19 protein-coding genes and 2 pseudogenes are annotated in these 22,907 nt (G+C 44.4%); 8 read left to right on the forward strand and 13 right to left on the reverse strand.

Annotated elements, in window-relative coordinates:
* The first annotated feature begins 212 nt into the window (after positions 1 to 212).
* The 6 genes from GLO7428_RS29790 (at position 213) to GLO7428_RS19770 (ending at position 6,168) form a co-directional block, all read left to right on the forward strand.
* Positions 213 to 290: a hypothetical protein gene (locus tag GLO7428_RS29790; RefSeq protein ID WP_155824051.1), complete on the forward strand. Its 78-nt coding sequence runs from the start codon at positions 213 to 215 to the stop codon at positions 288 to 290.
* Positions 291 to 1,202: 912 nt separating this feature from the next.
* Entirely contained in the window at positions 1,203 to 1,799 is a 597-nt protein-coding gene (cysC, locus tag GLO7428_RS19750; protein ID WP_051038519.1) for an adenylyl-sulfate kinase, read from the forward strand.
* Positions 1,800 to 1,981: 182 nt separating this feature from the next.
* The gene (gene crtO / locus GLO7428_RS19755; protein WP_015190347.1) at positions 1,982 to 3,676 is read left to right on the forward strand and encodes a beta-carotene ketolase CrtO; all 1,695 of its coding nucleotides are present in this window, start codon (positions 1,982 to 1,984) and stop codon (positions 3,674 to 3,676) included.
* Positions 3,677 to 3,904: 228 nt separating this feature from the next.
* The gene (locus GLO7428_RS19760) at positions 3,905 to 5,011 is read left to right on the forward strand and encodes a saccharopine dehydrogenase family protein (RefSeq protein WP_015190348.1); all 1,107 of its coding nucleotides are present in this window, start codon (positions 3,905 to 3,907) and stop codon (positions 5,009 to 5,011) included.
* 142 nt (positions 5,012 to 5,153) lie between these two features.
* The gene (locus GLO7428_RS19765; protein ID WP_015190349.1) at positions 5,154 to 5,519 is read left to right on the forward strand and encodes a hypothetical protein; all 366 of its coding nucleotides are present in this window, start codon (positions 5,154 to 5,156) and stop codon (positions 5,517 to 5,519) included.
* 175 nt (positions 5,520 to 5,694) lie between these two features.
* Positions 5,695 to 6,168 (forward strand): TspO/MBR family protein, encoded by a 474-nt coding sequence (locus GLO7428_RS19770; protein ID WP_015190350.1) that lies wholly within the window; start codon positions 5,695 to 5,697, stop codon positions 6,166 to 6,168.
* A gap of 34 nt (positions 6,169 to 6,202) precedes the next feature.
* Here GLO7428_RS19770 and GLO7428_RS19775 read toward each other — a convergent pair whose 3' ends face one another.
* The 5 genes from GLO7428_RS19775 to GLO7428_RS19795 form a co-directional block, all read right to left on the reverse strand.
* Entirely contained in the window at positions 6,203 to 6,649 is a 447-nt protein-coding gene (locus GLO7428_RS19775; protein ID WP_015190351.1) for a WGxxGxxG family protein, read from the reverse strand.
* Positions 6,650 to 7,153: 504 nt separating this feature from the next.
* The gene (locus tag GLO7428_RS19780) at positions 7,154 to 8,404 is read right to left on the reverse strand and encodes a sodium:proton antiporter (RefSeq protein ID WP_015190352.1); all 1,251 of its coding nucleotides are present in this window, start codon (positions 8,402 to 8,404) and stop codon (positions 7,154 to 7,156) included.
* Positions 8,405 to 8,513: 109 nt separating this feature from the next.
* A complete protein-coding gene (locus tag GLO7428_RS19785) occupies positions 8,514 to 9,479 on the reverse strand; it encodes a branched-chain amino acid ABC transporter permease (protein ID WP_015190353.1) in 966 nt (321 codons plus the stop codon).
* Positions 9,480 to 9,759: 280 nt separating this feature from the next.
* Positions 9,760 to 10,986, reverse strand: a complete 1,227-nt coding sequence (locus tag GLO7428_RS19790) for an ABC transporter substrate-binding protein (RefSeq protein WP_015190354.1) — start codon at positions 10,984 to 10,986, stop codon at positions 9,760 to 9,762.
* Positions 10,987 to 11,112: 126 nt separating this feature from the next.
* Complete coding sequence (locus GLO7428_RS19795; protein WP_015190355.1) at positions 11,113 to 11,907, reverse strand: Rpn family recombination-promoting nuclease/putative transposase; 795 nt, start codon at positions 11,905 to 11,907, stop codon at positions 11,113 to 11,115.
* 139 nt (positions 11,908 to 12,046) lie between these two features.
* Between GLO7428_RS19795 and GLO7428_RS19800 the strand changes: the two genes are divergently transcribed.
* Positions 12,047 to 12,583, forward strand: a complete 537-nt coding sequence (locus tag GLO7428_RS19800) for a dual specificity protein phosphatase family protein (RefSeq protein ID WP_015190356.1) — start codon at positions 12,047 to 12,049, stop codon at positions 12,581 to 12,583.
* On the opposite strand, the gene GLO7428_RS19805 is transcribed toward GLO7428_RS19800, so the two are convergent.
* Positions 12,580 to 13,377 (reverse strand): MOSC domain-containing protein, encoded by a 798-nt coding sequence (locus GLO7428_RS19805; protein ID WP_015190357.1) that lies wholly within the window; start codon positions 13,375 to 13,377, stop codon positions 12,580 to 12,582. The genes GLO7428_RS19800 and GLO7428_RS19805 overlap by 4 nt on opposite strands.
* A gap of 119 nt (positions 13,378 to 13,496) precedes the next feature.
* Between GLO7428_RS19805 and GLO7428_RS19810 the strand changes: the two genes are divergently transcribed.
* Positions 13,497 to 14,480, forward strand: coding sequence for an alpha/beta hydrolase (locus tag GLO7428_RS19810; RefSeq protein ID WP_015190358.1), 984 nt, complete (start codon positions 13,497 to 13,499; stop codon positions 14,478 to 14,480).
* Between the two features lie 9 nt (positions 14,481 to 14,489).
* Here GLO7428_RS19810 and GLO7428_RS19815 read toward each other — a convergent pair whose 3' ends face one another.
* The 7 genes and pseudogenes from GLO7428_RS19815 to GLO7428_RS19845 all read right to left on the reverse strand — a co-directional run bounded on the left by GLO7428_RS19815 (position 14,490) and on the right by GLO7428_RS19845 (position 22,899).
* The gene (locus GLO7428_RS19815) at positions 14,490 to 15,554 is read right to left on the reverse strand and encodes an ATP-dependent 6-phosphofructokinase (protein WP_015190359.1); all 1,065 of its coding nucleotides are present in this window, start codon (positions 15,552 to 15,554) and stop codon (positions 14,490 to 14,492) included.
* A 4-nt stretch (positions 15,555 to 15,558) separates the two neighbouring features.
* On the reverse strand, positions 15,559 to 16,563 hold the full coding sequence (locus tag GLO7428_RS19820) for a dihydroorotate dehydrogenase-like protein (RefSeq protein ID WP_015190360.1): 1,005 nt from the start codon (positions 16,561 to 16,563) through the stop codon (positions 15,559 to 15,561).
* Positions 16,564 to 16,802: 239 nt separating this feature from the next.
* Positions 16,803 to 19,475, reverse strand: coding sequence for a chloride channel protein (locus GLO7428_RS19825; RefSeq protein WP_015190361.1), 2,673 nt, complete (start codon positions 19,473 to 19,475; stop codon positions 16,803 to 16,805).
* A gap of 28 nt (positions 19,476 to 19,503) precedes the next feature.
* Entirely contained in the window at positions 19,504 to 20,091 is a 588-nt protein-coding gene (locus tag GLO7428_RS19830; protein ID WP_015190362.1) for a GDSL-type esterase/lipase family protein, read from the reverse strand.
* A gap of 325 nt (positions 20,092 to 20,416) precedes the next feature.
* A pseudogene (locus GLO7428_RS26930) lies at positions 20,417 to 20,722 on the reverse strand (metallopeptidase TldD-related protein); the annotation flags it as partial.
* 7 nt (positions 20,723 to 20,729) lie between these two features.
* Positions 20,730 to 21,817 (reverse strand): annotated as a pseudogene (locus GLO7428_RS29795) (ISAs1 family transposase).
* 29 nt (positions 21,818 to 21,846) lie between these two features.
* A complete protein-coding gene (locus GLO7428_RS19845; RefSeq protein ID WP_041919373.1) occupies positions 21,847 to 22,899 on the reverse strand; it encodes a TldD/PmbA family protein in 1,053 nt (350 codons plus the stop codon).
* Between the last annotated feature and the right edge of the window lie 8 nt (positions 22,900 to 22,907).

Raw genomic sequence — 22,907 nt, forward strand, 5'->3', positions numbered from 1 at the left:
TTGACGGATATGAACGCATTGCCATAATGAGTAATTAGCCAACTATTCACACCTGAAAGCAAGTTAAAGCGCCACGCTTACTTATCACGTAAGGGCCACCACGATACTTTATCTCTCGTCGCGCTGTAAGTTTCCTTCAACCCTTCAGCATCGATAACTTTAATTGTGTCACTTGAAGGATCGCTTGCTTTTGCTGGTGCAAGTAACTTGACTTGACGCATTCCTTTAATTACTTGCTCAACAGTACGATGGTTAAGTTGGCTGGCACGCGCAATCACATCAATGGGTAAGTCAAAGATATAAGTTGCGTTTGTTTCTGGTTGATTGCCTAGTTCGCGTTCTTGATACACCAGCGCACGTAACAAAGCTGCAACAGCTTGCGGCGGGTAAGTGCTGCAATTGAGTAAATGATATTGAAATTTTTGTTGGAGTTCAAATAGCAAATCGTAGCGCTGGCGAAAGACTTCACTATCTTCGTAAAGTGCTTCCACTGTTTCGACTGGAATTTTGACTACATCCGTTGTTTTATAAGCTTCTACCAAGCTAGGAAATGCCTTACAGATCAGTCCGTAGCTAAAAGGTAAACTTTGCATTCCAAAGCAACTACCAGGATAGCTAATACCAATGACTCGATCTAAAGGAGTGCTGCGGATCACCACAGGACCTCCAGCCACGATCGCATACAAAACGTCTAGAGTTTCACCTTTCTGAAAAGCTGTGTAAATTGGACGACTCGCATATAACTTCACTTGCGATATGTCATCAAGACGCAGGTAGCTACTTAGCCATGCTTCATCCAAGCCTCGAAAGAGATAGTTACTTTGAGTTAACACCTTGACGATGTTAGGTTCCGTAAGATGCTTAGCTTGTGTTGCCATGCCGAAGACTTTGAACAAGCAATTTTCTTTATTGTTGCACGAAATACAATTGTACTTCTCACAAAATTTGTATTTCAAATGTTTTGAATTGTAATTGCGTTTTTAGCGAGTTACAGATATGATTGAATTTCAATAGAAACTGATGTTAACTCTGTTAAACGATAATCTTAAGAGTTCTTGATGGTTTCTGCTCCAGATCTTAGATGGCAATCGCTTTTAGCGCAGTGCTATGCGCGATCGCCGCTATTAGAATTAGTAGAGATGTTTGCTATGGGACATAAGATGCAAGAGTGGTTGCGAACAGAAATTGTAGATGATGCGCCTATAGACGATGAGGAAGAACTCCTTCCTGAACGCAAATACCCAGCAAATCAGGGTTTTGTTCTCTGGTTGACTGGGCTAAGTGGTTCAGGTAAAAGCTCAATTGCCCGAAAACTCGAACAAGAACTGAAAGAACGCAGTTGTCTAGTCGAAGTTCTTGACGGCGATGTTGTGCGCACCAACCTTTCCAAAGGCTTAGGTTATAGTCGCGAAGACCGCAACACGAACATTCGTCGCATTGGTTTTGTCGCAAATCTTCTGAGTCGCAATGGAGTCGCCGCAATTGTCGCCGCGATTAGTCCTTACCAAGAGGCACGAGAAAACTTACGCGCCACAACCGAAAACTTTATTGAAGTCTTTGTCAATGCACCGCTTGAGGTGTGCGAAGCACGCGATGTCAAAGGATTGTACGCAATGGCACGCGCTGGCGAAATTCGCGCCTTTACAGGTATTGACGATCCTTACGAAGAACCAACGAATCCAGATATTATTTGCTATACCTCAGAAGAAACGCTAGAAGAAAGCGTCGCCAAAATTCTGGCGGAACTCGAACAACGCGATTGCATTCCACCCAAGCCACAGATTGAATTCTTTATTTAAAATTAAGTTTCTCTGAAGAAAGAAGGACCTTTCTCCTCACATTCTCGCTTCTGGCTTGGTTCTTCCCGATTTTGGCTAACATATTAGCCAAAAGGAATAAGCTCTCTAACCCGCGAATGATTTTGTAATATTTAACTTATTTCTAAGATATCGGGAAGGTACCTGATCGCTGGAGTTCACCCATGCAAGCGTATGATGTTGTGATTATTGGCGCTGGACATAATGGTCTAGTATGCGCCGCGTATTTACTTAAAGCTGGTTATAGTGTTTTATTACTAGAAAAGCGTTCGGTTCCTGGTGGTGCAGCAACTACTGAAGAATCGTTACCGCAAGAAGCACCTGGTTTTAAATTTAACTTGTGTGCGATCGACCACGAGTTTATTCACTTAGGTCCCGTCGTTGAAGAACTCGAACTTGAAAAGTACGGCTTAGAGTACCTAGAGTGCGATCCTGTCGTCTTTTGCCCGCATCCAGACGGTAAATACTTTTTAGGTCATAAATCGCTAGAAAAAACCTGCGCAGAAATTGCACGATATAGCGAACGTGACGCGAAAAAATATGCTGAATATACCGATTACTGGCAACGGGCGCTAGGCGCGATGATACCGATGTTTAATGCCCCACCGAAATCTGTTATTGATATTCTCGGCAACTACGATATTAAAAAAATTAGAGACTTATTCTCGATGATCGGTGCGCCATCGAAAACACTCGACTTCATCCGTACGATGTTGACGAGTGCTGAAGATTTGCTCAACGAGTGGTTCGACTCTGAATTTCTCAAAGCACCACTAGCCCGACTCGCTGCTGAACTCGGTGCGCCGCCTTCGCAAAAAACGATCGCCGTTGGTGCAATTATGATGGCAATGCGCCACGACCCTGGAATGGCAAGACCGCGCGGCGGTACAGGTGCGCTAGTACAAGCGTTACTCAATTTAGTCAAAAGCAAGGGTGGTGTTGTTCTTTGCGATCAACACGTTGAGAAGATTTTAGTCGATGACGGTAAAGCTGTTGGCGTTCGCGTTGCAGGTGGTCAAGAATACCGTGCTAATAAAGGTGTCATCTCAAATATTGACGCGAAGCGAGTCTTTTTGCAACTTGTAGACAAGAGTGACATCGATCAAGTCGAGCCTAATTTACGCGAACGCTTAGAACGCCGAATTGTGAATAACAATGAAACAATCCTTAAAATTGACTTAGCGTTAGATGAAGTACCGCGCTTTGAACGATTCGACCACAAAGAGGAATATCTCATCGGTTCGGTATTAATCGCCGATTCGGTGAGTCATGTCGAAAAAGCACATAGCGAATGTACTTTGGGTAAAATTCCCGATGACGATCCATCTATGTATTTGGTAGTTCCCACCGTGCGCGATCCTTCGATGGCACCTCCTGGAAAGCACACCGCATGGATCGAGTTCTTTGCACCGTATCAAATCGCGGGTGCTGAAGGTACCGGCTTAAACGGTACTGGTTGGACAGACGAACTTAAAAATAAAGTTGCCGATCGCGTGATTGATAAACTCGCAGATTACGCACCAAATGTTAAAAATGCGATCGTTGCCCGACGCGTCGAAAGCCCCGCAGAATTAGGAGAACGCCTCGGCGCGTACAAAGGTAACTATTACCACGTCGATATGACGTTAGATCAAATGGTGTTCTTCCGCCCGTTACCAGAAATCGCGAACTACCGTACACCTATTGATAATCTGTATCTCACTGGTGCCGGAACTCATCCAGGTGGCTCAATTTCGGGAATGCCAGGACGCAATTGCGCGCGGGTATTTCTGCAAACGCAACAGCCGATCGCACAAACGCTACGCGATGCTAGAGATTCGATTAAATCTACTGTCGAGTCAGTGTTTAAGATTAACTAAGTTTTCGATGTTGGTTGTTTGAGGCTTCTTGCCCCCTAAATCCACGCCAGTTCCTCCTCGACCTTTAGATCGCGCCCTTCTGCGAACTGGCTCCCCACACAGTGGGGAACTTTGATTTGGAAGCCGGTTGGGATTGATGTCAGTTATCTCTGATTTAATACCTCGTACAGAGGCACGAATGCAGCAATTTTGTTGCAATAATTATATGATGTGACCAAATCTTAACCAATGATGGCGAGGGTTCTCATTCTTGGAGGTCGGGGGCGGATTGGCAGTAGTGTTGCCCAAGATATTGCCACCTATACTCAAGCAGAAGTCATCATCACAACTAGAAAACCAGCCGCAGCGATCGCTGTTAAAGACCGTTTGGGTTCTCAAGTAGATATTTTGACACTTGATTTAGCTGATATTGAAGCACTCAGAAAAGCGATCGCATCTGTCGATCTTGTGATTCACAGCGCCGGACCTTTTCACTATCGCGATGCTAGCGTCCTTAAAATTTGTATTGAGCAAGGTGTTAACTACCTTGATGTCAGCGATCATCCTTCTTTTACGCGTAAAGCTTTAGCATACCAGTCAGCCGCAGCAGAAGCAGGAGTTACTGCAATTGTCAATACGGGAATATTCCCTGGGATTTCTAATAGTATGGTGCGCGAAGGTGTTGAGCAATTTGACCAAGCCCAACGCATTCATCTAAGTTATCTCGTTTCTGGTTCGGGTGGTGCTGGAGTTACGGTGATGCGTACCACGTTTTTGGGATTGCAAAAACCTTTTGACGTTTGGATTGATGGTAAATGGCAACAAATAAATCCGTACAGCGATCGCGAAGCGGTTGAGTTTCCCAAACCTTACGGGCGATCGCACGTTTACTGGTTTAATATGCCTGAAACGTTTACTTTACCCCAAGCGTTTCCGACTGTAAAAACTGTGATTACAAAATTTGGTTCGCGTCCTGATTTTTATAATCATCTCACCTGGATTGCGGCGCACTGGTTTCCTAAGCCTTTGATGCAGCAACCAAGTGCGATCGAGTTTTTGGCTCATGTCAGCCATACGATGACCGACGTTACGAATCATTTTAGTGGGATTGGTGTGGCGATTCGTTCAGAAGTGAGTGGCGATAAACAGGGAACACAAGCAAGTTACTGTTCAACTTTAGTGCATGAAAATACTGCGATCGCTGCTGGTTGCGGTACAGGTAGTATTGCTCAATTCTTACTCGAAGGAAAACTCAAAAAGCCTGGAGTTTGGGCTGTAGAACAAGCCATATCAACAGAGTTATTTCATCAAGCAATTCAAAGCCGAGGGCTAAAACTGTACCAAGAATGGCTATAACGATGTTTTAGTTCTAATCTATCTTTAGAGAGAAGGCAGCAATAAATTTATCAAAGTAGGATGCGGTTCTTACAGTTTAGTGTCGGGCTTAATCCATAATTGCGCTACACAACACTACCCTTCATCTAACGAGGATAATCTCATGCGACGACTTTTGAATTCATGGCAAGTATCTCTACGAGTTCTTACCATTTGTTTGATACTCATCTTAATACCATGTTTAGTTATTCTTAATGCTGCCCCTAGCTATGCGGCTACGTATGCGGAGCAAAAATTAGTACCACCACAAGAAAAAATTCTCACATCAGAAGAAAAAATTGAACGTGCCTACGAGTTGGGCGAAGGGGCTGGAATGCTTGAAGAAGCAAAGCAAGCCTCGGCAAATGCTAATACATTGACAAAACCCAATAAAAAAGTCAACGTAAAAACTGTAACGACGCCTAAATCAGAAGAAGGTTTAATAGAAAAAGCGAAAGAAATAGTAGAAAAAGTCAAAGGAAACGAATAGAAAAAACTTAATTTGATGTCGGTATTTGAGAATAAAATTAGGCTCTATCTACCGACATTGTTTAAAAAATAAATTAGGAGTTTTGCTTTCTTACCTAAGGGTGATTAAATGACGATGGCGAATTGACACGATTGAGTCAACAAAGTGCGGTATCTACAACCTTAGGTAAATCAAAATGCTTAAACCTTGGATGATTATTGGCGGGATAACGCTATTAATTGCCCTGGCTAGTCTATTTTTTAGACCGCGCGACACACAATGGGCAAAAAACTTAAATCGACCAAAGTGGTTGGTTTTTGAGCCACTTATTCCTGTTATCTGGACAATAGTTTTTACTGGTGGAGCCTTATCGGCTGCAACTGTCTGGGAAAATGCTCCTGGAAGCTTCTCAACGTGGCTGATTATGGGGCTTTATCTATTGTTGGAAATTGTGACAGTAGCTTATATTCCTGCCACATTGCGATCGCGAAATTTGAAAATCGGTACGACTCTAGGCGGTAGTGGAGTTGTTCTAGGAGTCATACTGACGTTCATTGTTTGGAATATTTCAGGTTTAGCAGCTTTGCTCCTTTTGCCGTATCTTCTGTGGAGTCCTGTTGGTACTTATACAACTTGGGAAATGATGCAGCTAAATCCCGAAGCTACATAAAATAAGGGTGAGCCTTAACTCACCCTTTTACTAATTAATATCTAGTCGTTCCCGTACCTGTATTGACTGTATTAGGATCGCGATACGCCGGCTCAGCAGGCTTGCGGAATAAGTTGGCTAAGCCAAGTAAACCAAGTAAACCTAGCCAACCCCAGGAACCGCCTCCCTCTCGTGTTTGGGTTTCGGTAGTAGTTGTGCCACCATAAGTAGGTTCACCAGGAATAGTACCGCCTGTTGTTGTGTCACCATCTGGTGTTGTTGTCGTACCTGGGGCTGTGCCACCAGGGGTAGTTCCTGGCGTAGTTGTTGTGCCTGTTGTACCAGTGGTACTGCCAGGAGCCGTAGTTTCTACTGTACCAGTGCCAGTCCCTGTTGTTGTAGTACCAGTTGCCTGTGCGATCGCAGGAACTGTTAAAGGCAAAGTTGCTAAACTCAAAGTAACACTTGCCAAAATGAGTTTGTCTAGGTGAGAACGTTTCATGTTGGTTTTGAATTTATAGTTTTTTCAGCAGTAAGTATTAAAATCAGCAGTTGAGATTTGCATTGCTGGCTCAACATCTTAAATGTGCATTTCGAGAAGAGAAATAGCTCTTAGGTGATGCTTGCTTGAAAAGGTGAGAGAAGTTATCGAGCCTTAATGTTAAATGCGATCGCCCTTGAATTTCTCATACACCCCCTTGTTCAATTGCTTGTCATTTCGACGAAGATTGCTCTTATAAAACTTAGCTTCTTCAATTGCAAGTAACTTCTACCAAAGGAGTCAGTTATAATTAAGCGCGATAGTATTTATCGATACAAAACCAGCAAGATAAACACTAAGTAAAACTAAGTAAATAAGACAAACTCCGTTTTTACCTCAATACGGAGTGATAAACATAATAAAGCGCCCTCAACGTTTGCTCCTCAATCTTAAAAGAGAGTTCTAAAATGAAGACAACAATTCAGAGGACTAGAGCTAATAAATTGCAAGTACAGAATGCAGAAATCACGTAGATACATTGATCTTTCTGCTACGGTTGTTTTTGTACTGATTATATACATTCATCAAAGGTGTGGTACTGATGCCATGCAGAATCACAGACACCACAATTGTAATATAGGTAATCCAAGCAATTTGTTCGCCTAATTGACCTTGCAAGCCATGACCAAAGGCATAGGTGAGGTAATAAATAGAACCAACACCACGCACGCCAAACCAGCCAAATAACCAACGCGTGATCGGACGATAGCCGCCGCCAATGGTACTTAACCAGGTTCCTAGAGGACGAATAATAAATAACAGCGATCCGCCAACGATCAAAGCAGCGATCGCGTGTTCTTGAATTGCTGCTAATCGTAGTATTGACCCAAGGATCAAAATTGTTGCTACTTCGAGGAGTTTTTCGATGCGTTCGGTGAATTCCCTTTGAGAGAAAGGTTTTTCAGGATCTTCATAACGTCGTTGTGCAACGATTCCAGCGATAAAGACAGCTAAAAATCCATAGCCGTTGACAACTTCTGTCAAAGAGTAGGTGAGCAAAATAATGCTAATCGCAACAAAGTCCTCCATCAAGTCATCGACTTTGGTATGCTTTTGGATGTTCTGGTCAATCGTCACTACAACCCAGGGAACCACAATTCCCATCACTATGCCTGCCGCCACCGCCCAAATTAAATCGATTCCAACCCATTGCCCAAACCACTCTTGCCAATTGTTGCCATCTTCAAACCAATGAATTCCGAAGTAGACGAAGGGAAAGGCTAAAGCGTCATTTAAGCCACCTTCGGAAGTTAAACCAAAGCGTAACTCGTCACGATCCTCAGTATGCGTTAGTTGGACTTCTGATGCTAATACAGGGTCAGTCGGTGCTAGAATTGCTCCTAACAAAATCGCGGGTCCCCACTCCATGCGTAAAAACCAATGCGCGATCGCCGCGATCGCAAAAATGGACAATGGCATCAAAAAGCCGATTAAGCGAATTGTCGAACGCCACGCACCTGCATTTAAAGGGCGATTCATTTTTAAGCCACAACTGAATAGCGAAACGATTACAACGAATTCCGTTAAGCGTTCTAAAAACTGCGCATCAGGACGTATTTGGACGATATTCAACCCATAGGGACCAAGAACAACACCCACCACCAAGTAGATTAAGGCGAAAGAAATTGGTAAACGGGAAATCCATCCTGAACCTAGAGTGACGCACAATAACAAAAGACCTATCACGAGTAGGTCTAGGATGTAGATATCTACCATTGCCACGAATGTGATTAAGGGATGTTAAAAAAGTTTAATGCGATCGCACGGGCTGCTCAATCAGCTTGTGGGGGTATTTACTCATGGGTAAATGGTAATAAGTCAGCAACTAGACTTTTTGCACAAACCGACGTCCTAATAAGCCTTGGGGTCTTACTAGCAGCATAACGAATAAGATACCAAAAGCAACCGCATCCTTGTACGCCGAGTAATCAGCTGGAACAAAGGCTTCAACTAAACCAATCATTAAACCGCCCAACACCGCACCAGGAATACTCCCTAATCCACCAAGGACAATCACGGCTAAACCTTTTAAACCGAAAGCAATCCCAAAATATGGTCCTGCAATACTCACACTCGAAGCAACCAAAGTTCCTGCTAAACCCGCGAGAAAACTGCTAATAAAAAACGTCAGAACAATATAGCGATCGGTGTTGATTCCCAGCAAACTTGCCGTCGTTGGATCTTCAGCAACGGCTTGCATCGCTTTACCATACTTAGTGCGATTGATAAACAACGTTAAAATTGTCAAAATCACGACAGATACAGTGAATATAACCACTTGTACACTGCGAATTGGTACGCGTTGTTCTGCTGTACCAAAGTTAATTGCAGCGGGGAGGTTTCCGTATGTACCCGCAGGAAAAGTATAACTTTCCGCACCTACTAAATACTGAATCACATTGACAATCACTACCGCGACACCCAAACTGGAAACAACCGTTAAAAGTGGATCAGAACCACGACGGCGTAACGGACGAAAAGCAATGCGTTCAACTGCGACGCCGACTAAACCAGCAAACGTGCTTCCCAAGACTAAAGCGACAGCAAATGGAAGCTGAAACGGTAACACAGCATTCGCAAGTAAACCATTAAAACCAAACGCACCACCCATAAGTGCATACGTAAAATAAGCACCTAAGGTAAAAATTGCTCCATGTGCAAAATTAATAATCCCTAAAATCGAAAATATTAAAGTATATCCTAGAGCAAAAATAGCGTATGCGCTGCCAATTGATAAACCATTAAGAACTTGTTGTAAAAGCAGCGTTATATCCATTGTTGTGCTTGTCATGATGAGCGGTTGGGGTTGCTAAGACAGGAAGTTTACTTCGGTTGTGATTCGCGCTTAGGTTGTCAAGAGTTAATAGCCATCAATTCTTGACCAGCTGATTGTTCAAGTAACATCACGTATCTTGCAGTGTTCTACGCTGATACTTATAGCAGTGGACAGTTGACAGTGAAGAGAGTGTGGGAAGACTTTGTCAACTGTCAACTTAGCGTGTTCGATGTCCTAACTATTCCTTCGACTGCTATAGTATTAATATTCTTGCTAAATTAATTTAACTATGCAGTCATTTTAAAAAAGCAAATTGACCGCTATTGCCATTATTATTCATCTTAATTTGGGCTACATAAAATTCTTTTTGTACAATCTCGCCTTCGGGAGTAAAAGAAATTTCACCTAATGGAGTTTCATAGCTTCCTGCTAATATTTGCTTATTCAGTTCTGTCCGTAGTTGTGGTAATGGTAAAGTACTAATATCAGTTTTACTATCTAAAGCTCTGAGGGCGTCTACATAAACTTGTACAGCGGTAAAAGCTTGGGCGCTAAACTGGGGTGGTTCTTTTTTGTATTGACTCATATAAGCATTGCGAAAAGCTGCATTCATTTCCCCAGGATGTTCGGGGCTGTAAGCTTGAGCGATCAATACGCCATCACAAAATTCTTTACAGACTGTAAACACATTTGATGTATTTAAACCATTACCACCAACAATTGTGCCTTGATACCCAAGTTCGCGTAGTTGTCTTACTAAATTACCACCATCAGCTGCTAATCCAGAGATGATAACTAAATCAGGTTTTAAGTTTAACGCATTTGTTGCTTGCGTTTGAAAATCTGTATCTGTTGTTTGAAACTTTTGAACTGTGACTAATTCAAGTCCTTGTTCTTTCACAGTTTGTTGAAAAATTTCGGTTTCTGACTTGCTAAAAGCATCGTTTTGTGCATAAAAAACAGCTACTCGTCTGATGTTGGGATTGCTCTTTAATGCAGCTTGTACTGAATTTGGCGCAACAACCGATACTGGTGCAGAAACTCGCGCGATGTAATCGCCAATTTGCGGAATACCTTTAGCAGTATTTGATGGTCCGATTACGGGAACTTTAGCTCTTTCGGCAATAGGATTGGCACTAAACGCTTGTTGTGATAAGGTAGGACCAACAATGCCAACAACGCGATCGTTATTAATTAATGTTTGAAATGCATTAATTGTACCAGCTTCATCACCGCCCGTATCTTGAAACACAAGCTTAATTGGCGTACCGTCAATTCCACCTTGTTCGTTAAAATACTTTTCAGCAATTCTCGCGCCAGCTACTTGTTCTTGACCGAGTAAGGCGACATTACTCGTTTGCGCTAATGCAACACCGATAGGAACTGGATTAGAAGATGAAGTTGCTGTTGTATTTGTTGCAGTATTAGTTGTATTTGTACCTGTATTAGCTCCACCACACGCAGACAGCAGTAAAGCTAAAGTTGCAAATAAGGCAGAAGGGCGTGCAGCAAATTTGTGCATAGTATGGCGAAAACTATCTGTAGGATGATCTTAATTTGACCACGCATATGCGATCGCGCCAAGTATTTGTAAGTGATTGTTTCGTTACTATTTGTTGCTGCTGTTGTCCCTAGCTTTAAAAAAGTTTTAAGATTGCTGTTGTGCTATTTGTCTCACTACTGCTATATCTAGTTCTAGTTGTTGGGCGATTTGCTCTACGGATATTCCTGCTTTAAGTAATAAAGGCACTGCGGCTAACTTGCCTTCTCTAATTCCTTCTTCACGCCCTTCTTCACGCGCTTCTTGATAAACTCTAGTTTGTTTGAGTTCATTGAGTTGCAGCATATCTTCGATCTCCTGTCGGCTCAATTTAGGAAACTTATAAACTACGATTGTCTCGATTAAGTCTATTATTACTTGTCTAGTGAGGGCTGCGGCATTTTGTCTCGCTTGTTTAATAAGTTGTTTTGCGCGATGTGGTGTATTATCGTGCGACTCTACGACGAGTTGAACAATCCCGACGCCTAATGACTGGTTTGCTTGTGGATCTAGTTCATTAAGATAAATTCGTTGTACTTTCGTACTTTCTAGTAAAACTTGATGAAGCTTTGAATCATCAGGTTCTAAGCTGCGCTTCGGGTAAAGAATTACAGTATGCCAATCTTGAGTTGTAGGATTTTGGTTAAGAAATAAGAATAGTTCGGCAAATACCCGATGATAGAGTAATTGGTCTTTTTGAAATTGAATCTCTACAAAATACACCGTTTGTGTAGGAGTATTCTGTAGTGGAAGAAATACGCCATCAATACGAAAAGCAGCTTGTTTGATTTCCACAGAACGAAATTGATATCCTTGCGCTTCATTGGCAGGACGTCCAATTAATTCAAAGAAAATACTAGGGAACTCGGCAAAAATTTGATAAAAAAGACTATCTGTTTTCACTACATATTTATGCGGTTGCTTATCTAAATATACAATAGCCTAATTGAAAAAGTTGATGACCATGGAAAGTAAGATATCTACTTGAATAAGCCTACAACAAGTTAAGAGTATTCGCTGAGCAATTTTACCAAGAAAGATTATGTATAAATTTGCTGCGGCTTACGAAAATGAATTAATTGTATTTGGTTCAGAAAAACCTAAATACAGCAATAAGGCAGTCAATCAATGGATTGATTTTATGCAAAGTCAAAATATTAAACGAGTTTGCTGCTTACTCTCACAAATCGAGCTAACGCGCTATTTAGATTTACTGGAAACTTATCAACAAAAATTTGGACTAGACCAAGTTTGTTGGGCACCAATTGAAGACTTTCAATTTTCTGACCGTGCAACCCTAATTGAGAAGATACTACCGTTTTTAATGGCTGCCAACAAGCAAGATGAAAAAGTCGTAGTTCATTGTGCTGGAGGTGTTGGGCGGACAGGACACGTTTTAGCAGCATGGCTTGTGAGTGGACGTGGCTTCTCGAATAAAGATGCGATCGCCGCTGTAAAACGAACAGGGAGAAATCCTCATGAGGCGGTCATTGTTGCTATGTTGAAAGGTCAAAATCCGTGGAAAGTTGTTGCGCAACTCAATTCACTTTTAGATGCTAGTCGTCAAAACAGCTTTTAACTACTTTTTTGTCTAGAATAAACTTCAACTGTATCGCCCAAGCAAATACTTTTATCTTTTTGCGTTTTAGAAATTCTTGTATTGACACTCAAGCGAAAATAGTGATTAAAACGCGATGCTGCTACCCAAGAGGGTAATGTTTCTTTGCGCTTGGTAATGAATGTTTTCTGGAAATAAGGATAGGGTGTTGCTGTGAGCGAATCACGTGTAGGAACGACGCAGCGCTGACAAGGATTGATGCCTTGAAATTCTACATTTCCTATTTGAAAAGAAACTGTATCCCCTGTTGCGCTAAATAGTTGATCTTCCCAAAATGCGGGAACGTCATCGATTTCGATATTGGCACGAATGCGACGGCGCATTTCATCAAGACTGATACCAGGAAACCAAGAAGCAACTTCTATAAGCGTTGCGGTGCTAATTACAGTAGGTCCTGGCGATTCGGTGTCGTCGGGGAAGCCTGTATTTAAGTTTTGTTGTAATTGGACAGAAAAGCCAAAAAAATCACTCAACCAAGCTTCTAGCGCTTCTCGTTGGTCGTCGAGATGAAAAATTTGTTGGGTTGGAGTACCTTGTATTTGCAGTGTAACAGTCCGATGAGATAGAGAGAAGTGCGATCGCAACAAATGAACTTGCGCATTACGCTTACCATTAACGAATCTACCCTGAGCATCAACAATTGCAAACTCGCGATCGTGCTTTAGCGCACCACTTGCTAAAACCGTTGCACTAGAAACGGCAATACCGTCAAGCGATTTAATTGGATAAATCAAAATATGAGCAAGATGAGGCATATCAGCTTCCTCTACCTTGGAATGTGTGGACTTTATGGGTTGATCTGACGCTCGTTGACGAATCAGCAATAGCCACGTTGTTATGTATAGTATGCCAATTTGTTACTGAGGATTACGATATGAGCGTTCGTGCATTTTTCCAAGTTGCCAAAGTAGAAAATGCTGCCTCTCCATACGATACGATTCACCTCAAAGTTTTCTATCCAGCGCAGAGATCAGGTAGCCCTCAAGAACAGGATATGGGTATTGTACCTGCGGATGAAGGACGATCGCCTTTTAAAGTCGTCATTTTTTTTAATGGTATCAACTGCGGTCCAGAAATTTATCAATGGCTTGCGGTTAAACTAGCAGAACGCGGGCTTGTCGTTGTCACTTTTGCTTGGGTGGCACAGAATTTACCTGGAATTGTCGCGCTTACTCCTGGCGTTGAACTTAAAAACTTAGCGCCTAACACCTATGGTACTGCTCCGACAGCTTCTGCTTTGCCAACGCTGTTAGCTGCATTAGAGCGTTTACAATCTGAAGGGGTTCTAGCTGGTTTACTAGACTTAGACCAGATCATTTTAGGAGGGCATTCGGCTGGCGGTAGAGTCGCGATTGAAAGTGCCGATCCGCGATTTTTTTCCCAAGTTGTCGGAGCTTTTGCCTATGGTGCGCATACAGCAGCAATCGTACAGCTAGGATATCCACCAAACACAATCTTACCTCTTCCTGATACTTTACCGCTGATGTTGATTGGGGGAACCTGTGACGGCGTGATTGCCAAAAGTAGCCATCGTTATGGAGTTGATTGGGAACGCGCAACAACGCCAATAACACGTACATTCCAACAAGCGATCGCTGGAAATCGCGGCGATAGTTATCTTCTCCTACTAGAGGGAGCAAACCATTTTTCTATCGCGCATCCGTTTGATTCTACGACAGGTAGACCTTTCTTAGACTTTCCCGCAACCCAACCGGAAGAACAATTACGAAATTTAATTGCTGAAGCAATTGGTTTATTTATCGATGCGCACGTTCGCCATCAACTCAAGGCGCTGGAAACTCTCAATCGTTATTTAGTGTCTGACAATCCTTTAATCGCTGCATTTGAGCGCAAGTAGTTGGCGTGCTTAGCTAAAATTTCCGACGTAAACACCGACAGCGCGCGCAGTTTCAACTAAATAGCTTTGAGGATTGACAAATAAGGGACAATGTGATAATACTTCTTGCAGGGGTACAGGGATAACTTGTCCATTTTGCCAAGCAACCATGCGATCGTAGCGTTCTTGTGCGATTAAATCGACAGCAGCCTTACCAAAAGCTGTTGCCATGAGTCGATCCGCTGCTGAGGGAATACCGCCACGTTGGATATGTCCGAGTACCGAAGCGCGAATATCAATGCGTGCAAAGTAGCGACTGATTTGAGTTGTGATATATTGACCGATACCACAATCTTTGAGACTTGCAGCGTCACAACTTGGCGTTTTGGTTGCAGGTTTGGCACCTTCAGCAACAACAACGATCGCAAAGCGGCGATGAACGCGATCGCGCAAGTCTTGGATATGCTCGCAGATTTTTGCAATTGAGTAGGAAATTTCGGGAATTAAAATGCAATCAGCGCCACCAGCAATTCCTGCGTGGAGTGCCAAATGTCCCGAAGTGCGCCCCATAACTTCCACAACCATGACGCGATCGTGACTTGCGGCGGTAAACGTGAGACGATTTAAAGCATCGGTAATTGTGTTAACCGCAGTATCAAAGCCTATTGCCCGTTCGGTAAGCGCGACGTCATTGTCAATTGTTTTGGGAATTGCAACAATATTCCAGTTTCCTAAACGCGCCAAACGATGCAGAATTGCCAAACTACCATCACCACCGATTGCAATCAGTGCATCCAACGCTAAGGCGTGGTAACTTGCAAGAATTTCAGTTGCCCGCGCGAGAGTATCACCTTTATTGATCGTCCCTAAAATCGTACCGCCCATACTCAGTAAAGGATCGATACCGCGTAAATCGAAGCAATGCAGATCTAACGGAATCGCTTGACGCTCTAGCAATCCTTGAGTTGCGTAGGGAATACCAAGAACCTCCCAATTGTACGTGAGCCGAGCGTGACTCACAACCGCGCGGATGGCTGCATTAAGTCCAGGACAATCGCCACCACTGGTAAGAATGCCAATTCGTTTTTGTCCCATTACTTTAACCGAAGTAATAAGATGACTCGTAGATACGCGCCCATTCTGGTTTGTAAGTTTGGAGCGATCGCACGTATTGCGCGCGTTCAAATGCACTTTGATCGGGGCAGTTTTGACGACTTAACATTCCTTGCAATTGCTGTACCGATTCATACTCGTGTTCTGTCATCCATTGCTCAAGTTCGCGTTCAATCGCGTGGAGATGAAGGATACCATGCTGCAAGAGTACTGAACAAAGCATTGTCACATGAGCGCCTACCATCAGTAACTTAACCACATCTTGCCCAGTGTGAATCCCACTCGTCGCGGCTAAACTCGCGTTGATGCGTCCATACAAAATCGCAATCCAGCGGAGTGGTAAGCGCATTGCTTGGGGCGTGCTTAATAAAACATTTGGCTCAACGGCGAGAGTTTTGAGATTAATATCTGGTTGATAAAAGCGATTAAACAGTACTAACGCGTCAGCACCTGCATCATCACATCGCTTTGCCATATTCGCCATATTAGTAAAGTAGGGGCTAAGCTTAATCGCTACAGGCATTGACACTGATGCTTTGACTGCACGCAAAATATTGATATAAGTTTGTTCGATCTGTTCGCCTGTCACTTCCATGTCGGTAGGAACATAGTAAACGTTGAGTTCTAGTGCATCTGCGCCGGCTTGCTCAATTTGTCGGGCGTAGTTTGTCCAACCGCCAACTGATGAACCGTTGAGGCTAGCGATAATCGGAATATCTACGTGTTCTTTGGCGCGACGAATGTGATTGAGATATTCTTCAGAACCAACGCGAAATCTTGCGGTGTCAGTACTTGCCGTACTGTGCGTGAGATCGTAGGCTTCTTGGCGTTGCGATCGCAGTTGTTCTTCAAAAAGCGAATGCAAGACAATTGCAGCTGCGCCTGCATCTTCCATGAGTTTGAGGTTATCAAGGTCTTCGGAAAGGGGCGAGGCTCCTGCTACCAAGGGCGATCGCAGTGTTAACCCCATGTATGTCGTCGTTAAGTTCATATATCAATATTGGCTTTGTTAATGACACCGATTGACGGTTTAAGCAACTCCTGTACCCATCTATTTATATAGAAAATTGGTGTGAGGAAATTGTGATGTTTTTCAAGAAGAAACGCGGCGTATGAATGCGATCGCGAATTTATTCGCCGCTACATAAACAAAGTCCACCTGCGTGGACTTATGCCAATTCTCTAAATTCTGGTTAAACATTCCTCTGTTTGTGTAACCCTGACTGAGGTCTATTGCTGACTCAGCGAACCGCGTACTAACATGACAGTGCATTTGGCACGGCTAGCGATTTCTGCGGGAATGTTGCCTTTAATTGCTTGTTGCAGTAGTCCCTCACGACTCGCGCCCAGCATGACAACATCGATCTTGTCTTTCTCGATGACATGAAGAACGCCTTCAACTACCGAGGAAGCTTTCACCGGAGTTGCCACAACAGCACCAACAGAATTGCGTCGCCGAATTAAATATTGCAGCGCATTTTTTAAAACTTTCATGTCTAGCTGAGTTTCCGACAGTGGAAAAACCTGACATAAGCGAATATACGGAGCAATACTTGTATTAATTAAACCAGGAAGCAGTTTGACCGCAGCGTTGGCATTAGGACCACCTGCCATGGGAACTAGCCAGCGATTAAATTCTGGGGAAGCTTGAGCTTGCAACAAAGTTCCCGCATCTGCATCTTGAATTGCTAAATCTTTACTAGAGTCACGGTTTTTGACACCTAACCCTGCACCAAATCTTACCAAAACAACATCACACGTCGCTTGCCGGATTAAAGTATCGACAACGTTGCCAAAAACTCGACCAGGAGTGATTGTTTTTCCTTTCCAACCCATTAATAATAAATCGATATGGCGTTCTTGTACTGTCTCTAGAATTGCTTGCGATACATCGTGTGCAACGCGGATTTGCGTATGAATGGGAATATTCCATTTGCGTGCCAAAATTTCGGCTTCGCGCAACAACCGCCGACTTTTTGCAGTACTCACTTCAGTTTCGGCGGGAGAACTGCGGCGAGGAACGAGAATGATTTGCACGCACTCTAGTTCGTAGTGACGTTCGCGGGCGATCGCGGTTGCTAAATGCAATAAGGAAACTGCTGTTTGAGGATTTGCTAAAGGAACGAGTAATCGACCTCTACCAATACTCGGCGATCGCGTTTGATACACGACATACGAAGGCTGCGGTTGCGGACCAATTTCGCGGGTTTCGCCATTGAGCTTATCCGCTTCTGCACGAATAATATCAGCCCGCGTGATAATCCCAATCAGTCTTTTATTTTCAACAACAGGTAAACGACTGAGATTAAACCGATCTAACCGATACAGCACCTCGCCTAAGCTATGCAACGGATGCACTGTCACCGGCTGCGGTGTCATAATTTCACTTAAAAGCGTATCCCCAGGAAGTTCGAGTTCGCGTGCTTTCGCTAGATCTGATTGCGTAACGATTCCGACTAACTTACCTTCATCAACGACAGGAAAGCCGCGATGTTGCGATCGCGAAAATGCTTGGATAGTTTCATCTAAACTCATTTGCGTGGCTAAAGTTTCGACGCGTGGTTGCATCACGTCTTTCGCTTTGAGTTCGATTAACAATCCCTGAATCGGACCTTCTTTTTGCAAGCGAATGCCTTTTAATTCTAGAAGTTTGTCGTACAGTGAGCCTGGGGAAATTTTATCCGCGACTAGGTACGCTGTTACCGAACCGATCATCAGTGGTAATACCAAGTTGAAATCGGTGGTCATTTCAAACACAATGACGATCGCGGTAATCGGAACCTTAGAAACGACGCTAAAAAACGCTCCCATCCCTGTAAGCGCGTAGGTAGACGGCGAACCGAACCCAAATAGACTTTGTTCTGTGACACCAACAAGATAGCCTAGCGAGGAACCTAAGATGAGACTCGGTGCAAACAATCCTCCAGGTGCGCCCGAACCAAAGGCAACGAGTGTTAGCGTAAACTGAGCAACAAAAGCGATCGCAGCTAAAGACCAATCCGCATTTCCGGTAATCAAAAACTCGCGTAAACCTGTATTATCGCGAAACGCAGCGGGTAGAAATGCGACGACTAAACCAGAAGTTCCACCTGCTACAGCCATTCGCAGTGGTAAGCCTATGTGCAGTTGGTTGTAAAATTTTGAGCTAGCAATGATGCCTCGGTTAAATAACGAGCCGAGTATTCCTGCTAAGAGTCCTAGCAACAAAAAAAACGGTAGTTCGGTGAGGGAGAAACTTGTTTGGGAAGCTGTTAAGACGAGATTTAATTGTAAAGTTCTTCCCCCTAGAATGCGCGAGACAACCGCACCGATAAACGAGGCGATAATTGCTGTACCTAGCGTTAAACCTGATAAGTCTTGCAGTAACTCCTCAATCACAAATAATACCCCTGTAATTGGGGCATTAAATGCGGCGGCTAACCCTGCACCGGCACCGGCTGCAATCATTTGTCGTCGATGTTCGGGAGATGTAGGAAACCAGCGGCTAAATTGTGCAGCCAAAGCTGCGCCGATATGAACAGTTGGTCCTTGTCTTCCTAACGTTAACCCTGAACCTAAGGCAATTGTTGAGGCGATGAGCTTAATTAAAGCTTCCCGCAAAGATAACTTCATCGGTGCATCGGCAAGACTTGCCTTCACCTGCGGAATTCCACTTCCTGATGCTTCGGGCGCTAACCGTTCTAAAAGAAACCCCGCAACGTATCCTAATCCGAATCCAATTCCTGGCAATATCAGCCAAGGTGGAGATAAATTGGCAGCTTGAACGCGCCATGCACCAATCCAACCAACTCCGACTCGCAGTAAGATAGCAGAAAACGCGGCAACTAATCCGATCAAACACGCTTCAGCGATCGCTAAGCGCCGACGCGGTAAAAGCCATTTACGAAAGGGCTGAACTGACATTAAGTGCGAATGTAATAAACACTACTCACTAAAACCAAGATAACCAAGAAGACCAGTTTTGGACGATGTTTGCAAATTCTGTATAACCACCTGCACGAGGATGGTAGCCGTCATTCGCTGCGGCTTCTTGCAACCAAATTGTTGAAGATTGCAATTTCGTAAAAGTATCTAAATATGCAATGTCTAGTTTTTGACAAGCCTCGGCATATTTTGCGGATAAACGCGCAATTCTTTGATTTTGCTCGCAATCCGGTGTTAGCGGTGGCCCTACCATTAATACAGGAAACATCTGCTTTGCAACACCAAGAATATAAGATAAATTCTCAACAGACGTGGAAAAATCTACACGAGTTTTACCATTTTCTATTGTCGTATTATTCACACCAAACGAAAACACAATCCTGCTATCAAATTCTGGACTCAGGCGACAACTTACCTCGTCTAGCCAGCGCTTTTTGAGTTCTGTACTCGTTTGCCTGCGAACTCCTAAATTGTAGTAAGTGATGTCATATCCTTGTTGACAAGCCGCAGCACAAATTCTTCCTGTCCAACCTAGACACTCAGGATCGCCCGTACCATTGACAAAAGATTCACCAAAAAAGCAAATACGCGTCATAAAAGGGGTGATACCGTTTCACTTTGAAGTTGCTACAAATAGGTAGCTTCAGGAGCAGAGGAGCCAGTGCGGTGCGGGAGGTCGGTTGCGTGCGGAGGTGTCCTCCGTTGAGCAAACCGACCGTGAGGTTTCCTCCGTTGAGGAGCCACTCTCGTGCGGGGGTTCCCCCCGTTGAGAGAAGTGGCGTACAACTGGCGTGGGCAGAGGAGCAGAGGAGAAATTAATTGTAGTTCTCATTTAGTGAAACAGTATAAGTTGTTTTCACGCAGTGTAGCGAGCAAGCGCGAGTGCTGGGGCGAGGATTGTGATTTCTAGATTCTAATCATCAACCTCTTCCTGTCGTTGATAATCCTTCAACAACAACAGACGGAGTGTAGCAACTCCCGTTCCAATCAGCATCACCACCCAGCGCAACTAATTGTTTCAATGCTGTGTAAACATTGCCTGCAACCATTGTATCTTTGACGCGCCCTAAAACTTGTCCGTGTTTCACGCGGTAGCCTAAGTCAACATTGATGGAAAAGTCGCCAGAGATGCTACCACCACCACCCAACATTTGATCGACAATAATTCCATCATCAAGCTTGCGAATCAAGTCAAGAAGTGAACCCGAACCTGGTTGAATGAGCAGGGCTGTTTCATTGTAGAGAGAGAAAGACCTGCTCAAACTGGTTGGCAAGCTGGCGTTTCGCTGAGGCAATGGAATGAAAGCCCAAGCGTCTTGCCAAGGTGATGAAAAAGGTCCGCACGATTGACCAGTTGGCAGCAGCGCGCTTATCGAGGTAGGGTGCATCATCTTCACCCAGCGAGACATCCTTGATCCAATGCAAGCGATTCTCAATCCCCCAGTGCCCCTGCACCAGTTGAGCAAAGCCGTGCGCACAGGTGATCAAACTACTGATGTAATACTGCCGCTCGCAAAAGGGCTGCTGCGCTCGGGTGCCCGAGCGTTCGACGACAATCAGCGACGCGAGTCCGCTCCAGTGCGATTGGAGCGCTTGCGACGGGCGATAGACCTGAACCCGACGATGCACGGTGCGACCATGACTGTGCTGTGTGTAGTCGTAGCAACTCCAGGGGTGACCCTGCTGCCAAGCTTGCTCAATCGCCTGGTACAGGTACGGTTGGTTCGCCTTGGCGCACACCAGATAGTCATCTCCCCGCTCGATGATTTGCGCTAAGGTTTTTTTTGACAGTGCAGTGCGTCCATCGTGACCACGACCCCATCAAGTGCCAGCGTTTTGAGCAACTGCTGCACCACGGTTTGTTCACTGGTGTTGTGATTGTCCATCGCCTGCATCTGATAGACAAAGCCGCACTCGTGGCTGAAGAGCGAAACCACACTGACAAACGCTTGAGTGTTTTGGTGGCAGTCGCTGACCGTACTTTTGATGCTTTTGCCGTCAATGGCAACAACCGCAGCCGGATCGAGCGGGACAAACTGCTTTGCCCACTGCGAAAACACCGCCGCAAACTCAGCAAAATCAAGCTGCATCATCACCCGCCGCAGGGTGGAATAGGAGGGAAATTCCACTTCATCACTCAATCCGAGTCGCGCTCGCAGGGCATCGCCATAGTGCTTGATGAACTCAGACAAAGGACGATAGCCCCAGTAGCCGAGCATCGTTCCCATCAGAATAATCAGCAGCACCAGCGAGAGCGGGTGACGTTTGCCTCGCGGGGCGCGGGGGTCAGCAACAGTGTTCAGCAATGCCAGCAGTTCCATGTCGAGCTTGCCATGTGGTCAACCTCACTCTAATTTTTCTCCATGCACTTTGAAACAGCCCTGGGTTGAATGAGTAAGTTAAACATTCCTGGTGTGGGGTAACTTCCTAATCCAGGGCGAAAGCCGTTCCCTGTACTGCTGATATTCAGTTGACGTCCGGTTGTGCGATCGCAGTAAAAATGTTGCAAAATGCCATTTTGGATAAATACAACTCGTTGCGTAGGCGTACCTTCATCGTCAAACGGACAACTATAAGGTCCGGCCTCAGGGTCTTGATATAAAGTGAGTACAGGAGAAATCACAGGTTTACCGATGCGATCGCTCCACGGCGAAGCCTTTTCCAGAACTCGCTTGCCATTTAACGCCGCTTGTAAAGTTCCCCACAACATATCCGCAGCTTTTGAGGTAAATAAAACAGGAACTCTCCCTGTGGGGGATGCGACATTTTCTGTTGCCCACTCAAGGCGTTGGATAATTTGCTGCGCAATTTTTTCAGGTTGTAAGCTACCGCGTTCGGTTTGTCCGTCAGAAACACTCAAAAAATCATCGCCACGTACCCACTCAGCGGATACATAACACCCCAACGTCGTATCAGTGTAGTAACAATCTAAACCGAGTGAGTTAACTAATCGCGTCGTTTCAACATCACTATCCCACTCAGCACTAATCAAAACTTCAGGGTAAACATCACGAATTAGGGCGATCGCTTGTTTTCCCCAAGCGATGAGTTGTTCGACACTAACAGCTTCGCCCAAGTCAGGATAAAAGGATTGCGAATGATTCTCAACTTCAATCGTTTCGGGTTCATTGAGTTGACTGAGTGCAATGGCGCGATCTACTAACGCTTGAGGCTCCACAGACCCATAAGCTACCGCGAGTCCTGGACGTCCGCTGCGCCACAGCCGCAATGCGGTTCCTTCGGCTTGAGTACTTTCTAACTGCTTGAGGCGATTCGCTTCAAAAAAAATTGGTCGAGAAAGCGATCGCGATTGATACACTTCAGCTACCTCAGCCCCTGCTTTTGCACAGAGATCTAGTAGTTGTTCTGCAAGTGACGATTGTGATAAGTTTTCAGAACCCATGAGCGATG

This window comes from Gloeocapsa sp. PCC 7428, from assembly GCF_000317555.1.
Classification (GTDB): domain Bacteria; phylum Cyanobacteriota; class Cyanobacteriia; order Cyanobacteriales; family Chroococcidiopsidaceae; genus Chroogloeocystis.